Source organism: Pseudomonas sp. LBUM1673 (assembly GCF_059695645.1).
Genome location: NZ_CP166780.1, coordinates 254,367 through 270,202, shown reverse-complemented (window position 1 = coordinate 270,202; position 15,836 = coordinate 254,367). Strand labels below are relative to the sequence as shown.

Annotated in this window: 12 protein-coding genes; 1 reads left to right on the top strand and 11 read right to left on the bottom strand. The window is 59.5% G+C overall.

Annotation, left to right across the window (positions count from 1 at the left end; genetic code table 11):
• Positions 1-6: 6 nt before the first annotated feature.
• The 4 genes from ACA044_RS01170 to ACA044_RS01155 form a co-directional block, all read right to left on the bottom strand.
• On the bottom strand, positions 7-2,262 hold the full coding sequence (locus ACA044_RS01170) for a glycoside hydrolase (RefSeq protein ID WP_497444803.1): 2,256 nt from the start codon (positions 2,260-2,262) through the stop codon (positions 7-9).
• Positions 2,263-2,362: 100 nt separating this feature from the next.
• On the bottom strand, positions 2,363-5,416 hold the full coding sequence (locus ACA044_RS01165; protein WP_497444802.1) for an efflux RND transporter permease subunit: 3,054 nt from the start codon (positions 5,414-5,416) through the stop codon (positions 2,363-2,365).
• Positions 5,413-6,480, bottom strand: coding sequence for an efflux RND transporter periplasmic adaptor subunit (locus tag ACA044_RS01160; protein WP_497444801.1), 1,068 nt, complete (start codon positions 6,478-6,480; stop codon positions 5,413-5,415). The genes ACA044_RS01165 and ACA044_RS01160 overlap by 4 nt, the downstream gene beginning before the upstream one ends.
• Positions 6,477-7,580 carry an efflux RND transporter periplasmic adaptor subunit gene (locus ACA044_RS01155; RefSeq protein ID WP_497444800.1) on the bottom strand — a complete coding sequence of 368 codons (1,104 nt, stop codon included), beginning with the start codon at positions 7,578-7,580 and terminating at the stop codon, positions 6,477-6,479. Before ACA044_RS01155 ends, ACA044_RS01160 begins: the two co-directional genes overlap by 4 nt.
• A gap of 305 nt (positions 7,581-7,885) precedes the next feature.
• On the opposite strand from ACA044_RS01155, the gene ACA044_RS01150 reads away from it, so the two are divergent.
• The gene (locus tag ACA044_RS01150) at positions 7,886-9,082 is read left to right on the top strand and encodes an AAA family ATPase (protein WP_497444799.1); all 1,197 of its coding nucleotides are present in this window, start codon (positions 7,886-7,888) and stop codon (positions 9,080-9,082) included.
• Between the two features lie 129 nt (positions 9,083-9,211).
• Here ACA044_RS01150 and ACA044_RS01145 read toward each other — a convergent pair whose 3' ends face one another.
• The 7 genes from ACA044_RS01145 to ACA044_RS01115 form a co-directional block, all read right to left on the bottom strand.
• Positions 9,212-10,093: a transporter substrate-binding domain-containing protein gene (locus ACA044_RS01145; RefSeq protein ID WP_497444798.1), complete on the bottom strand. Its 882-nt coding sequence runs from the start codon at positions 10,091-10,093 to the stop codon at positions 9,212-9,214.
• Positions 10,090-10,872: an amino acid ABC transporter ATP-binding protein gene (locus tag ACA044_RS01140; protein WP_497444797.1), complete on the bottom strand. Its 783-nt coding sequence runs from the start codon at positions 10,870-10,872 to the stop codon at positions 10,090-10,092. Before ACA044_RS01140 ends, ACA044_RS01145 begins: the two co-directional genes overlap by 4 nt.
• The gene (locus ACA044_RS01135) at positions 10,869-11,528 is read right to left on the bottom strand and encodes an amino acid ABC transporter permease (protein ID WP_497444796.1); all 660 of its coding nucleotides are present in this window, start codon (positions 11,526-11,528) and stop codon (positions 10,869-10,871) included. Before ACA044_RS01135 ends, ACA044_RS01140 begins: the two co-directional genes overlap by 4 nt.
• A complete protein-coding gene (locus tag ACA044_RS01130) occupies positions 11,509-12,174 on the bottom strand; it encodes an amino acid ABC transporter permease (RefSeq protein ID WP_497444795.1) in 666 nt (221 codons plus the stop codon). Before ACA044_RS01130 ends, ACA044_RS01135 begins: the two co-directional genes overlap by 20 nt.
• A 689-nt stretch (positions 12,175-12,863) precedes the next feature.
• Positions 12,864-13,646: a MetQ/NlpA family ABC transporter substrate-binding protein gene (locus tag ACA044_RS01125; protein ID WP_497444794.1), complete on the bottom strand. Its 783-nt coding sequence runs from the start codon at positions 13,644-13,646 to the stop codon at positions 12,864-12,866.
• A gap of 275 nt (positions 13,647-13,921) precedes the next feature.
• A complete protein-coding gene (locus ACA044_RS01120) occupies positions 13,922-14,854 on the bottom strand; it encodes a sigma 54-interacting transcriptional regulator (protein ID WP_497444793.1) in 933 nt (310 codons plus the stop codon).
• Between the two features lie 60 nt (positions 14,855-14,914).
• The gene (locus ACA044_RS01115) at positions 14,915-15,496 is read right to left on the bottom strand and encodes an alpha/beta hydrolase (RefSeq protein ID WP_497444792.1); all 582 of its coding nucleotides are present in this window, start codon (positions 15,494-15,496) and stop codon (positions 14,915-14,917) included.
• Positions 15,497-15,836 lie beyond the last annotated feature (340 nt).

The window sequence follows — 15,836 nt, the reverse complement described above, 5'->3', positions numbered from 1 at the left end:
AATTTCTTAACGTTGCACAGCGACCTGATAGGTCGCCACCCCCCCATCCGCGTCAAACGCGGTAATGCTTTGCCCGGCCAGTCGTTGCCCATCAACCTCACGTTCGTGCAAATCAAAGTTCGCCACCAACCGTGTTCCATCGGCAAACGTTGTCTGCTGCACCTGACGATCCTCGGTCAGCCAACGAAAATCTGTCATCGCCTGAGTCGCCAGACGCTCATGCAGCGGGCGGAAGAACGCATCCTGTCGAGCAACCACCGGTAATCGCTGCTTCAGGGTCGCCGCACTCAGGTGATAGAGCGGTGGCACGTTGTAAAGCAACTGCATCAGTTCGTTCTCGGCCCGCACATTGCTCAGTTTAAGACTATCGAACAGCCAATGATGGGTGGTGATCAACGAGCCGTGGAATACCGCCTGGTATAGCGGAAGACGGGTTTGCGGCGCAAAGTGAACCGTGCGATAGGGTTCCTTGAGCGGCACGGATTTGAAAAACACCTGCGGCTGTTCACCAGGGAACCAGCGGCCCAGGTAATAGGGCGACTTTGGGTCTTTGCTCATATCCACATCACCCCAGCCGATCACCGGTGTCTGCATGCCATGAGTAAACAACACGCCGAGGGACGTGGTGGCGTTGCCGTCCTCGGAACCGGCAGGTAATTGCATGACCTCGTTCACCCAGCGTGAAGCCTCGATGTTGTGCTCGGCGTTTTGCGCCTGAGTCATGGTGGCACCCGAGCGGTAGCTGTCGAATAACATGCCCGTGGCGTAAGCATCGAGAAACCAGCTATTGAACCCGGCCTTGGCCTGAACCGCTCTAATTCGAGCCTCAAGCAATGGCCGCACACAGCGCGGATCAGTGTAATGCCCCGATTGCTGGAAACCGCTTTTGAATGCGCCGGTATTTAAAACAATTGCGCACTCAAGGTTCGCCCGGGAGCCCAGATGCGCAGTGGTCCAGTCCGGATTTTCAGTGGTGGCGAGCGCGGTTTCATAGGAGTCGTAAGGCGCTATCAAGTATCCGTTCGCAACGCCTTGACGCACTGTTTCAGGATGCCAGAGACCGCCCTCCCAGCCTTCACCGAGACCTAACCATAAGCGCGGTAACCCGGCAGCCCTCAATCGTTCAAAGGTCCGCGGCGACAATGTACTGCCCCAGCGTTCAGGGGGCGCGGTCAACGCCTCGGCGAACGCTGTCGCCAGTTGCGCACGCACCTGGCCGTAGCCGTCAGCGAGTTTTTGCATGTCCGGTTCGCCGACCGACTGCCAGCCGTTTCGTGCCATTTTGTTCAGTGCGCCATTGAGGCTCCGCACCAGCGTGATTTGCTGATATTGGTCGAGCTGCGGTTGGGCGTTGGCAAGAATCTGCCGGGTTTCAGCGTCGAAGCTAGCGCGCAATTCACTGGCCAATGCGCCGTTCCCTCTCAAGACCTTCAGCAGCGCCGGCCAACTGCGCACATCCTCAGGTCCAAGCAAGTCGTTACCCCACAGATAAATATGACTGGCCCCCAGTAGTTTTTTGGCCTCGGGGGTTTTCAGCAGTTTGTCGCTCAAAGTTTCGTATTGCCCGTTATCGACCAACCATTGCCGATAGCGCTTGGCACCGGCCAACCGATCGGCATCACCCAGCGACAGTTTGAAAGTCAGCGAGGTGTCGGGTTCAAGGACGGTGAACTCATGACGCGCAGCCAGCGCCAGGGTCTTGTCTTCGGCGCTGAAACTCAAACGATTGTTGTAAGGGTTGGTCAACAGCCAGTTCAGCGTGAAACCACCGTGATCAACGCCCCACAACGGCAAACTCAGGTCTTGGGTTGTGTTGAATTCCCCCTGATCGAGCAGAAAGGTTTGCCACAGAGAATCACCGGCAGGCACGTAATGCCCCTCGGCCAGCGGCCAGATCAGACCTTTGCCCATGGCACTGCCGGGCTGTTTGAGAAAGCTGAGTTCACCGGGATCGCGGGCAGTGATGGACAGGGAAAGATCGCGCTGATCGAGGGCGGCATTCAGCGTCCAGGCGCCGTCATCCCACTCCCAGTCCAGACGATTGGCGCTTTGCTTGAGATCGCTGACCTTGTGCCCAATAACGCCCGACGAGGCTTGCACTGGGGAATTTTGTGCGGGGATGACGCGGATCGCCAGCGTGGCGGGGTCGAGTTCGACGCGCCACAGCGAATTTTCCAGCACACTGCCGGCCAGCGTCGAGGGTGAAAACAACAGAGCGCCAAGCAACAGCACATAGTGCAGACAATAGGTCATCAATGACATCGAAGTCCCTCCTCCATTTGGAAAGGGACCCTACAGCAACGCACTGGCCATGTAAGTAGGACCGTTCCCAAACGTCACTCGGGAACGATCAATGCATCAATTACTGCACCTCTTTCTTCGGCTCGCGAATCTTGTACCAGGCCACGTACAGCGCCGGCAAAAACAGCAGCGTCAGCAACGTCGCAATGATGATCCCGCCAATCATCGCGTAGGCCATCGGCCCCCAGAACACTTCCCGGGCAATCGGGATCATCCCCATGCTCGCTGCCGCCGCCGTCAACAGAATCGGTCGGCGCCGATGTTCCGTGGCCTGCACCACTGCGTCCCATGGCGTGTAGCCGCTCTTCTCGAAAGATTCGATCTGGGTCACCAGGATCACCGAGTTGCGGATGATGATGCCGATCAGCGCCAGAATCCCGAGGATCGCCACGAAGCCCATGGGCGTACCGGTCGGGATCAGCGCCAGCACCACGCCGATCAACCCGAGCGGTGCGACGCTGGCCACCAGGAACAGCTTCTGCACACTGTGCAACTGGATCATCAGGAAGGTCGCCATCAAGAAAAGCATCAACGGCACGACTTTGGCAATCGGGCCCTGGGCCTTGCCGCTTTCCTCCACCGTACCGCCGGTGGCAACTTTGTAGCCCACCGGCAAACTGGCGGCGAATTTGTCGATGTCCGGTTGCAGTTGTTTCACCAGGTCGGTCGGCTGAATTTCATCGCGTACCGCAGCCTTGATAGTGATGGTCGGTTTACGATCACGACGCCACACCAACGGCTGCTCGAGTTCATAACGCACCGTGGCAAACGCCAGCAGTGGAATCGAGGTGCCGCCGGGAGTGACGATCTGCAGGTTCTGCAAGGTTTCCGGACTGCCGCGTTCGGCATCTTCAGCACGACCGACCACGTCGATCAGGTATATATCGTCATCGACCTGCGTTACCGGTGAGCCGACGACGATGCTGTTCATCAGGTTCGCCACGTCTTCCGACGACAGCCCCAGTTGCCGCGCCTTGTCTTGGGCGATATCGATGCGCAGCACTTTACCCGGCTCGTTCCAGTCGTAAATGATCTCGCCGATGTGGGTGTTCTTATCCAGTTCGGTGGCCAGGGCGATGGCGTGTTTGCGCACCTGATCGATGTCTTTGCCGCTGACCCGGTACTGAATCGGCCGCCCCACCGGCGGGCCCATTTCCAATGCCTGTACGTAGCTGCCGACACCGACGAACTCTTCACGCAGGCGCTTTTGCAGACGTGCCGTCAGGGCCGTGCGTGACTCCAGGCCTTTGCTGACGATCACCAATTGCGCGTAGTACGGGTTCTGCAATTGCTGGTCGAGGGGCAGGTAGAAACGGATCGCCCCTTCACCGATGTAGGTGCTCCAGCGCACGATGTCCGGATCATCCTTGAACGTCGCTTCGAGCTTATCCACCACCATGCGGGTTTCGGCGATCGAAGCGTTTTGCGGCAGGTTCAGGTCGACGAGAATTTCCGGGCGGTCCGAGGACGGGAAGAACTGGTTCTGCACAAACTGCATGGAAAACACCGAGAGCACAAACAGCGCCACGGTGATGCCGATGGCCCACCAGCGATTGCGCATCGCCCAGAGCAGGCCGCCATTGAACGCCCGACCGATGCGCCCTGGCTCTGCGTCATGAGGTTTCACCTTGGCGCTCAGAATGTGCACACCGAGCACCGGGGCGAACAGCACGGCGACGATCCACGACACCAGCATGGCCACCGCGATCACCGCGAACAGCGTGAAGGTGTACTCGCCGGCGGAGCTTGCGTTCAAGCCGATCGGCACGAAACCGGCCACGGTGACCAGCGTGCCGGTGAGCATCGGGAATGCGGTCGAGGTGTAGGCGAAGGTCGCCGCTTGCTCTTTGGTTTCACCCATTTCCAGGCGCGTGACCATCATCTCCACCGTGATCATCGCGTCGTCCACCAGCAGGCCGAGGGCGATGATCAGCGCACCGAGGGAAATCCGCTGCATGGTGATGCCGCTGTATTCCATGAAGAGGAAGACCATCGCCAGCACCAACGGAATCGAGCACGCCACCACCAACCCGGCACGTACACCGAGACTGATGAAGCTGACGATCAACACGATCACCACCGCTTCGAACAACGCACTGGTGAAGCCGCCGACGGCTTCTTCCACCACTTCGGCCTGGTCGGAAACGTTATGCACGCCAACACCCACCGGCAGGTCCGCCGTCAGCTCGTTCATGCGCAGGTGCAGCGCCTTGCCGAATTCCTGAATGTTGCCGCCCTTTTTCATGGCGATCGCCAGGCCGATGGCTGGCTGGCCGTTGAAGCGAAACTCCGGGGTCGACGGATCGACGTAGCCACGGCTGATGTTGGCGATGTCGGCCAGTCGGTAGAAGCGGTCGTTGAGCTTCAGGTTGACGTTGGCCAGGTCTTTCTCAGAGGCAAATTGCCCCGAGGTCCGCACCGAGATCCGCTCCGGACCGGCCTCGATCACCCCAGCCGGGGTCACGGCATTCTGCGACTGCAGGCTCTGCACCACCTGACGCTGATCGATGCCGAGCGCGGCGAGTTTGCGGGTGGAGAAGTTCAGGTACAGCACTTCATCTTGCTCGCCGACCATCTCGACCTTGCCCAACCCCGGGACTTCGCGGATTTCGGCACGCACCTGCTCCACGTAATCGCGCAACTGGCGCATCGACAAGCCGTCGGCGGTAAAGGCATACACCGAACCGAACACGTCGCCGAACTCATCGTTAAAGCCCGGCCCTTGCAGGCCCTGGGGGAAGTCGCCGAGGATGTCGTTGATCTTCTTGCGCACCTGGTACCAGATTTGCGGGATGTCCTTGGCGCTGGTGGTGTCGAGCAGGTTAACGAAAACCGTTGATTCGCCGGGGCGGGTGTAGCTTTTCACGTAATCGAGCGAGTCGAGTTCTTCGAGTTTTTTCTCGATCCGGTCGGTGACCTGCTTGAGGGTTTCTTCCTGGGTCGCGCCGGGCCAGCGGGTCTGGATCACCATGGTTTTGATGGTGAACGACGGGTCTTCTTCGCGCCCCAGGTTCAGGTACGAGAACACGCCCATCAGCAGCGCGACGAACATCAAATACCAGACAAACGACTGATGCTTGAGGGCCCATTCGGATAAGTTGAAACTCCCTTTCATTGCGGGCTGTCCTCATCGATTTTCACTTTCTGCCCCGGTTTGAGGCTGTTCACACCCGCACTGACCACCCGCTCGCCGGACTTCACGCCGTTGGCCAGGACCACCGTGGCATCGGTCCGGCTGATCAGGCTGACCTCCCGTGGAGAAACGGTTTGCGTCTGCGGATCAACGATCCAGATCCGCAGCTTTCCATCGACCTCCTGCAGCGCGCTCACCGGCAGTTCGAGGCGCGGCTTGATCGCGGAGCTGAGGGTCACGCTGATCGCCGTGCCGAGGCGAAAGCCCGGCGGCGTATCGGTCAGGCTCAGGCGGGCGCGACGGGTACGGGTTGCGCTTTGGGCCTGGGGTTCGATTTCACGCACGATGGCGGTGCTGGTGATGCTCGGGTCCAGTTGTGAGGCAACCTGGAACACCACGTCGTCTGGCAACTGATCGACCAGAGTGTCAGGCAAGTCGATCACCGCTTCCTTGATGTCCGGCTGTGCCAGGGTCACCACTTGCTGGCCGGCCGTGACCACTTGCCCGGCTTCGGCGTTCCACGCGGTGACAATGGCTTTGTGGTCGGTGCGCAGCTCGACGTAGTTGAGTTGGTCCTTCGCCTGATCGACCGCGGCCCTGGCTTGATCGAGGGACGCCTGGGTGGTTTTCAGGTCGGTCTGGGCGATGTCCAGTTGCGCCTGCGCGCCAACCCCGCGATTGAACAGTTCCTGCTGACGCCGGGCGTTGGCCTGGGCGTTGATGAGCTGCGCCTGAACGCGCGCCAGATCGCCCTGAGCCGAGCGCAACTGGTTCTGCTGATCAGTGGGGTCGAGGGTGGCAAGCAAGGCGCCCTTCTGGACTTCGGCGCCGACATCGACATTACGACTGGCGATACGCCCCGGCACCCGGAAACCGACGTTGCTTTCGTAACGGGCCTGAATACTGCCGGCAAACCGGCCGAGGTCTTCTTGATTGAGCGCTTTCACCTCCACGGACAACACCGGCCGCACCGGTTCTGGCGGCGCTTCCTCCTTGGAGCAAGCGACCAGCAGCACAGCAGCGGACAACAGCAACAGGCGCTTCATGGTTGGGCTCCTGTCGTCGGGGTCTGGTAGGTGTTTTCGACGATCTCCACCCGCACGCCCGGATGCAGCAATTGGCCCCCCGCGGTGACGACTTTTTCGCCACCGTTGAGGCCGGCGCTGACAATGACTTTACCGGTCAGGTAACGCCCGACGGTGACGGTGTGCAGCTGCGCCTTGCCCTCGGCATCCACCAGCCATACGGCCGGGTCGCTGAGGTTTTTGGTCAGGGCCGACCAGGGCAGTTCCACCGCGGCTTTACCGACTGGCTTGGCGGTGGCGCTCACCACTGACCCGAGTTGCATGCCCTCGGGGAGACGGTCGAGACTGACTTTGACTTGCACTGTGCCGGTCTGCGCGGACACTGCCGGGGTGACTTCCCGAACGGTGCCCGTGGTCTTGATCTTCGGATTGTCGAGCAGGCTGACCACAATCGATCTATCCGACGGCGGCTCGGCCAGCAGCGATTCGTACACGTTGAACACCGCGTCACGCTCGCCGTCCCGGGCCAGGCTGAAAATCGGCACCGTGGCTTGCACCACCTGGCCGACCTCGGCCTGGCGCGCAGTAATCACCCCTGGCGCATCGGCAATCAACGCGGTGTAACTCAGTTGATCACGGGCGTTGGCCAATTGCGCTTGAGCAGCGGTCAGCGCGCTCTGACTGCTGCGCAAGGCGGCTTGGGCGGAGTCGTATTCGCTCTGGCTGGTGTAGCCCTTGGGCAGAAGTTTTTGCTGGCGAACGAAGGCTGCGGCGGTTTGTTTAACCCGGGCCTGTTCGGCCACGACCTGAGCCTGAGCCGAGTCGACATTGGTTTGCAGGTCTTTGGGGTCGAGTCTGGCCAGCACTTGTTTGGCCGAAACCCGGTCACCGACGTCGACCATGCGCTGGATGATCTTGCCACCCACGCGGAATGACAATTCGGTTTGTACCCGCGCCTGAACATCACCCGTGAGTGTCACCGCGGCGGCGTAATCGGTTGGCTTGACCTCTTGCACGAAGACTCGCGGACGGTCCTTTTCGACGGGCTTTTTATCTTCACAGGCGGTCAGCAAGGCGAAGAGGCTCAAGCCAACCATTAATTTCAATCCGGGACCCGCCATGCAGACTCCTTTGCGTTGTACGAACGTGCCAGTGACGATACGACTGTGAGCTTAGAACAGGGTTCAACAGGTGCACGGGGTTACTGCATTCCCTGTGGCTGAGGCGATTACCTGTGGCGAGGGGGCTTGCCCCCGTTCGACTGCGCAGCAGTCGTAAACCGGCTGACGCAGTGATCCTGAAAGAAACGCGGTGACTGGTTTTAGGGCTGCTTCGCAACCCAACGGGGGCAAGCCCCCTCGCCACAGGGATCACCGTGTTGCTGACAATAAGGCAGAATGACGAACCATGCAGCAGGAAGCTACCCATGCTCAAAACCCTCGCGGTGGCCAATTACCGTTCGATCAATAAATTGGTGATTCCGCTGGGCCGGTTGAACCTGATCACCGGCCCCAACGGCAGCGGCAAATCCAACCTCTACCGCGCCTTGCGCCTGCTGGCGGAAACCGCTCAGGGTGGCGTGGTCAATGCGTTAGCTCGTGAGGGTGGGCTGGATTCGACGTTCTGGGCCGGCCCCGAAAACGTCACCCGACGCATGCGCAATGGCGAAGTCCCGGTCGAGGCAACGGTGAGACACGGCGTCAAACGACTGCGGCTGGGGTTTGCCGGTGAGGATTTCAGCTACTCGATCAGCCTCGGGCTGCCCGATTCCAACGGCCACTTCATGCTGCCCGAACACAGCTCACCTATTCCGTCACGCTTCAACCTCGACCCGCAAATCAAGCGTGAATGCGTCTGGGCCGGGCCGATTTATCGTCCGGCCAGCCTGCTGGTGGATCGCGACGGCCCGATGATCCGTGCCCGAGCCAATCGCAGCTGGGATGTACTGGCTCAGCACACGCCGAATTTCGACAGCCTGTTCGATCAGGTCGGCAGCTTGCGTTCTTCGCCAGAGGTTCTGGAATTACGCGAGTTCATCCGTCGCTGGCGCTTCTACGATCACTTTCGCAGTGACGCCGACGCACCGGTTCGCCAACCGCAACTCGGCACCCGCACGCCAGTGCTGCACCACGACGGTCGCGACCTGGCGGCAGCCTTGCAGACCATCATCGAAATCGGCGATCCCGAGGCATTGCAGGCGGCTATCAGCGATGCCTTTCCCGGCGCGCGGCTGAGCATCGAGCCGTTGCAGGGGGGACGGTTTGCGATCGAGTTTTATCAGGAAGGGCTGTTGCGGCCGTTATCCGCCGCCGAGTTGTCGGACGGAACGTTGCGCTATCTGCTGCTGGTCGCGGCATTGCTTACACCCCGGCCGCCGACGTTGATGGTGTTGAACGAGCCGGAGACCAGTCTGCATCCGGACCTGTTGCCGGCGTTGGCGCGCTTGATCATCCGAGCGTCCGAACAGTGTCAGGTGTGGGTGGTATCCCATGCGCGGCGGTTGATCTGGGCGTTGCAGCAAGACCCGGAGTGCAATTGCATTGTGCTGGAAAAGGACTTCGGCCAGACCGGGATGGTCGGGCAGCGGATGCTGGATGAGCCGGTGTGGTATTGGCCGGATTGAGACACACTGATCGTTCCCACGCTCTGCGTGGGAATGCCTCTCGGGACGCTCCGCGTCCCTGCGGCTGTGACGCAGAGCGTCACTGGCTGCATTCCCACGCAAAGCGTGGGAACGATCATCTGAAGCAAATCACCCCTGCCACTTCCCACCCTCGACAATCACGCTCTCAGGCTTGGTGTCATCGCTCAATTCCTTACGCACATATTGGTCGTACAGCTTGAGCAAGTACTTCTCCTCCCCCAGCTTCGCCAACTCCGCATTCACCCAATCACGCAGTTCGATGTTGCCCTTCTTCACCGCTGGCGCAATCGGTGCTTCGGCACCCAGTTTTTCCTCCAGTACGCGGTAGCCCGGGTTCTGCTTGGCCCAGCTGAACAGCACCAGGTTGTCCTGGGCATACGCGTCGCCGCGACCATTGGCCAGGGCTTGCAGGGACTCGGAGTTTTTCTCGAACTTCAGCAGTTTCCAGTCTGGATGATTCTTGGTCAGCCAGATATCCGCCGTGGTGCCCGTGGTGACGATGGTGGTGCGGCTCGCCAGGTCATCGAGGCTCTTCACCGAGCTTGCCTGCGGCACCAACGCCTGCACCGCGACTTTCAAATTCGGATTGGTGAATTCCACCGCTTCCTTGCGCTCCGGGGTGACGGTCATGTTGGCCAGGATCAAGTCGACCTTGTCGCTTTGCAGGAACGGAATCCGGCTCGCCGGCTCCACCGCAACGAATTCGACCTTGTTCTCGTCGCCCAACAGATCCTTGGCGAATTGGCGACCGATGTCGGTATCGAACCCCACGTAGCGCCCGGCCTCATCGACAAAGCCGAACGGCGGTTTGTCGGTAAAGACGCCGACGATCAGCTTGTCCCGGGCTTTGATTTTTTCCAGGTAACCGGCCGGTGCGGTGCTAACGCTTGCGACTTTCGGCTTCGCCGGTTCTTCGGTTTTGTTGCAGCCGGCCAGCAGCGCCAGGCTGAACAGCGGGAGTAGCAGCAGAGAAGACTTGGCAGTTTTCATGGCAGTTCCAATTCCTTTGTTTGAGTCGTTTTGGGTAGTGCGGCGACGTAGGAGAACTTCTCCAGGAACTGCTGCGCTCGTGCGGTTTGCGGGTTCGTAAAGAAAATCTCGGGTGGGTGTTGCTCAAGGATGCGCCCGGCGTCCATGAACACGATGCGGTCGGCCACGGCGCGGGCAAACGCCATTTCGTGGGTGACGATCAACAGGGTCATGCCTTCGCGGGCCAGGCCCTGAATCACTTCGAGCACTTCCTTGACCATTTCCGGGTCGAGGGCGGCGGTGACTTCGTCGAAGAGCATGACCTTGGGGTTCATGCACAACGATCGGACGATGGCGATGCGTTGCTGCTGACCGCCGGAGAGCTGGCGCGGGAAGGCGTCACGTTTGTCCAAAAGGCCCACACGCGCCAGCAAGGCTTCAGCCTGGATACGCGCCTCACGGCGTTCGCGTTTCTGCACCTTGAGCGGGCCGAGCAACAGGTTGTCGAGCACGCTCATGTGCGGGAACAGGTGATAACTCTGGAACACCATGCCGATCTGCTGACGCACTTCGCGCCAGTCGGTGCCCTTATCCAGCAACTCGCGCCCGGCAAAATTCAAGCTGCCGCTGTGAGCCACTTCCAGGCCGTTGAGGCAGCGCAGCAAGGTGCTTTTGCCACAGCCGCTGGGGCCGAGGATGACGATCACTTCGCCCGGTTTTACCTTCAGGTCGATGCCGTTGAGCACCTGCTGCTCGCCGAAAAACTTGTTGAAACCCTTGAACTCGATCAATGCGCTCATGCTTGCGTCCAGCGCCGCTCCAGCACGCCGGATGCGGCCGACAGCGGGTAGCAGATGAAAAAGAAAAACAGGAACAGCGCGCCGTAGATCAGCACTGATTCGTAGGTGCGCTCGATGATCTGCTGGCCGACTTTGATCACGTCCACCACGCCGATCAGCACCGCCAGGGAGCTGGTCTTGATGATCCTCGTGTAGACGTTGATGGTCGGCGGCGTCATGCGCTTCAAGGCTTGAGGCAGCAGCACGTAGCCGTAGAGTTGCGGGCCATCCAGGCCAATCGACAACCCGGCCTCACGTTGCCCGCGCGGCAACGAATGCAAGGCACCGCGCACCACTTCGCCGACTTCGCTGGCGCCCCACAGCGACAACACCAGCACCGCGCACCAGAAGCTTGGAATGCTCAGCCCAAAAAAGATCGGCAAGCCGAAGAACAGCAAATACAGCCAGACCAGCACCGGGATTGCCCGGAACAGCTCCAGATAGACCCGCAAAATCGCGTTCAGCCATCTCACATTCAGCGTGCGCAACACGCCGTAGAGCACACCGCCCACCGTGCTGATGGCGATGCTCAGGAAAGAAATCGACAAGGTTTGCGCAGCGCCCTTGCCCAGTTGCGGCAACGACACCCACAGCAACTCAAGACCCGAACTGGCCATGCTGGAGCCTCCTTTCCAAACGGCTGAGCAGCAGCGACAACGGCAAAAACAGCAGCACGCAGATCAGCGTCAGCACGGCGAGCATTTCGTAGGTTTTGTAATAGAGCGCGATGTAACTCTTGGTGGTGTAGAGAATCTCCGGCACCGCCACCGCCGAGACCACGGTGGTTTCCTTGAGCAGGAAAATGAAATTGGCGAACAGCGACGGCAGGCTGAGGATGCCGGCTTGCGGCAGAATCACGTAGCGCAGCAATTGGCCGTGGGACAAGCCGATGGAACGGCCAGACTCGAGTTGCGCCTGGGGCACCGCATCTACACCGGCACGCAATACTTCCGTGAGGTAGGCACCGCCGAGAAAAGTCATGGTGATGATCGCAGCCGCGAAACCCGAGACCTTGATGCCCAGGGCCGGCAAGGCGAAGTAGACGAAGAACAACTGAATCAGCAGTGGGGTGTTGCGTGCCAGTTCTACGTACAGCCCGACCAGGCGCTGAAGGTAGGGCGTGCGAAACACCAGGATCGTCGCGTTGATCAGCGCCACCAGCAACGAAGTGCCGATGGCGATGAAGCCGACCTGCAGCGTCACACCCACGGCGTTGAGAAACGCCGGCAGGGTGCTAAGGATAAAAGCGTAATCGAAAGTCATTGAACATCCCTGTACGCCACTCGGTAAGCGACGATGACGCAGTCCATGGGCAGTGGATAACTACCCGGCAGGCACCGACTTTAAAGGTATAAAAAGAATAATTTAAATACCGATAAAGCATATTGATATCACGCAAAAAACTATCCTGCGGATTTGCGGCGGCAGCGGAAGACGGCTATTTTCCCTTGCGCTGCAGGAAGGATCTTTTTTTCAAAATCCCCCTCCAAGGACGTGCAGCTTTTGGCCAGACTCCCCGGCCGAACCATCACAAGGAAGAGAAATAATGGCTGACCTGAAAGTGCCGCAGCGGCTGGATCCGCAGGACATCGTGAAATTGCTGGTGGCGCTGCGCAAGGCGCTGAAGACCAGGGTGGCCTGGACCGATCTGAGGTGAGCAGGTTCCCTGTAGCTGGCAATGCTGTTCACTTAAGAGAATCTTGAGTCAGTGAGAAGCCTGTGGCGAGGGAGCTTGCTCCCGTTGGGCCGCGAAGCGGCCCTAAAACCTGCATTCCGACTCCCTCTGACACACCTCATCGACTGATCGGCGACTGCTGCGCAGCCGAACGGGGGCAAGCCCCCTCGCCACAAAAGCCCTCTTGCTACAGGTGAACGAACTCTCAATAAAAAACGCCGACGCTATATCAGCCGTCGGCGTTTGAAACCTTGAAGGGGTTCGAGACTGCGTTAAATCAGAACGCTGGCAGCACCGCGCCGCTGTATTTCTTGTCGATGAACGCCTTCACTTCCGGGCTGGTCAGGGCCTTGGCCAGTTTCTGGATGGCGACGCTGTCCTTGTTGTCTGGACGAGCCACCAGGAAGTTCACGTAAGGCGAATCGGCACCTTCGATCACCAGCGCGTCTTTAGCCGGGTTCAGACCTGCGTCCAACGCGTAGTTGGTGTTGATCATGCCCAGGTCGACCTGATCCAGCACACGCGGCAGCATGGCCGACTCCAGCTCCTTGAACTTGAAGTTGTGCGGGTTCTTGGCGATGTCTTTCGGGGTGGCCAGCGCATTTTTCGGGTCTTTCAACTCGATCAGGCCAGCCTTCTGCAGCAGGATCAGGGCACGGCCGCTGTTGCTGCCTTCGTTCGGGATGGCGATGGTTGCGCCGTCCTTCAGCTCAGCCAGGGTTTTGACTTTCTTCGAGTAGCCACCGAACGGTTCGACGTGCACGCCGATCACGGTCACCAGGTGAGTGCCTTTGCCTTCGTTGAAGCTTTTCAGGTACGGCAGGGTCTGGAAATAGTTGGCGTCCAGACGCTTCTGGTCGACCTGTACGTTCGGCTGAACGTAGTCGGTGAAGACTTTGATCTCCAGGTCCACGCCTTCTTTGGCGAGGGTTGGCTTGATCAGTTCCAGAATCTCGGCGTGTGGAATCGGGGTTGCCGCAACCACCAGTTTCTCGCCAGCCTGGGCCAGGCCCGCAGTCAGGGCAGCCGCCAATGCGGTGAACAGCAGAACCTTTTTCATGCAGTGTCCTTATCGAAAATCACGGTCGTCATCGACGACGGCTGTTAGTACGAGTGCCAGTGAAATGCTATTGCTGGCGTGACGCGGACAATACCGGGATTTTTTATTCCAGAACAATATCTTTTATTCACTTTCATATTCCATTTTGTTCATACAACCACCACATCTGTGGGAGCGGGCTTGCTCGCGAAGGCGATGTGTCAGTCGACAATAATGTTGCCTGGCACGCCGCCTTCGCGAGCAAGCCCGCTCCCACATGGATTTGCGCTTCGCTCCTACAAAAGGTCGGCGTCTTTGAGCAGTCTTTTCAAGGCATCTTTCTCGGCGGCGGAACCGTTGCCGAGAATGTGTTTGAGGTGCTGCTCGATCTGTAGCAACGACACGGGCGCCTCAGGCAGATTCAAATGCTCCGGCAAAATCTCGTCGCCGGTACTCACCAACAACGCAAAGTGAATGACGTTCTCCAGTTCCCGGGTGTTGCCCGGCCAACTGTGCTGCTCCAGCAGATGCTGCGCGGCTTCGCTGATCAATGGCACCGGCAGGTCGAGGCGTTGGCTGTAGATGCCGAGGAAGTATTCGGCGAGCGACAAAATATCGCCCACCCGTTCGCGCAATGCCGGCAGTTCGAGCTGGCCTTCGCTGAGGTAGTGATAGAGCCGCTCATGGAATTTCCCGGCAGCCACCGCCTGGGCCAGATCGATGCTGGTGGCCGCCACCAGACGTACGTCCACCGGGCTCGGCTGGTGAGCGCCGACGCGAGTGACTTCGTGGTTTTCCAGGGCCGCGAGCAACTTGATCTGGATCGGCAGCGGCAGGTCACCGATCTCATCCAGATACAAGGTGCCGCCGTTGGCCGAACCGAACCAGCCGGCACGACTGCTGGCCGAACCGCTGTAACTGCCGGCGGCATAGCCGAACAATTCAGCGTCGGCGTAGGTCGGGCTGATCGCGCCGCAATTGACTGACACAAACAACCCGCCGCGGTCACTCGCGCGATGGATGTGCCGTGCCAGCAGTTCTTTACCGCTGCCGGTTTCACCGCGAATCAATACCGAGATCGAACGTGGCGCCAATTGTTCCAGCTCTTGGCGCAACTGCCGGGAACGCGGGTCGACAAACACCAGCGCCTTGGCGCGAATGCTCAGAGGGCTTTTTTCCGCGTCGGGAAAGGTCAGCAGCGGCTGACCGAAGGTTTCATGCAAGCTCATGGCAGACTCCCGCCCAAAACCGCCAGGAAGACGGAGGCGATTTTTAAAAAAAGAAAAGGTTCAAGCGCGACGCAAGGCGTGCTGTTCCATGCGGTTTTGCAGACGATAGAGGTACGCAAAACCCTGCTCCCAGCGCCGGTGACCGGACTTCACATTGATGTGCCCGGCTCCCGATAGAATCCCTGCCTCGGCGCCCCACTGGCGCGCCAGTTCAAGCGCACGTGGCGCGCTCACGGCGCTGTCGTTGTCGGAGCTGACGACCTGGCTCGGGAACGGCAATAAATGAGTCGGGATCGGCGCGAAGTTGCGCAGGGCCGGCGCGCAGGCCGGGCGCTCGACGTCCGCCGGGGCGACCAGCAAGGCACCGCGAACCTGACGCAAAAAATGCAGCGGCGCCGTGGCCGCCCAATGTGCAACGGTGATGCAACCCAGGCTATGGGCGATCAGAATCACTGGCGTGCTGTCGGCGGCAATCGCCTCGGCCAGCGCCGCGACCCAGTCCTCGCGACGAGGCGTCAGCCAATCGGCCTGCTCCACCCGCGCACTGTTCGGCAGGCTGTTCTGCCAATGGGTTTGCCAATGATCTTCTGGCGATCCTTGCCAGCCCGGCACAATCAGGTAGCGAATTGATTCGTTGCGCATGGGGGAGCTCTCCTGCTGCGTGTCTGTTCCTGACCGAGTATAGGGAGGAGAGTTATATTAGATAAGGAATAAGAAGATATTTATTAAGATCAATATAGAATATAAAGCTGGCGAGGGGACTTGCCCCCGTTCGACTGCGAAGCAGTCGTAAACCAGTCACCACTTTCCAAATTCAGAATCGTAAGGACTGATTTAGGGGCGCTTCGCACCCCAACGGAGACAAGCCCCCTCGCCACATAAGCTCCCACAGGGTTTTGTACTTGCCTCAAAATAAAAAAGGGGCCGCACCCTGCCAAGGAGACGGCCCCGGAAACTCAAATCTGTTAGCGCGAACCACATC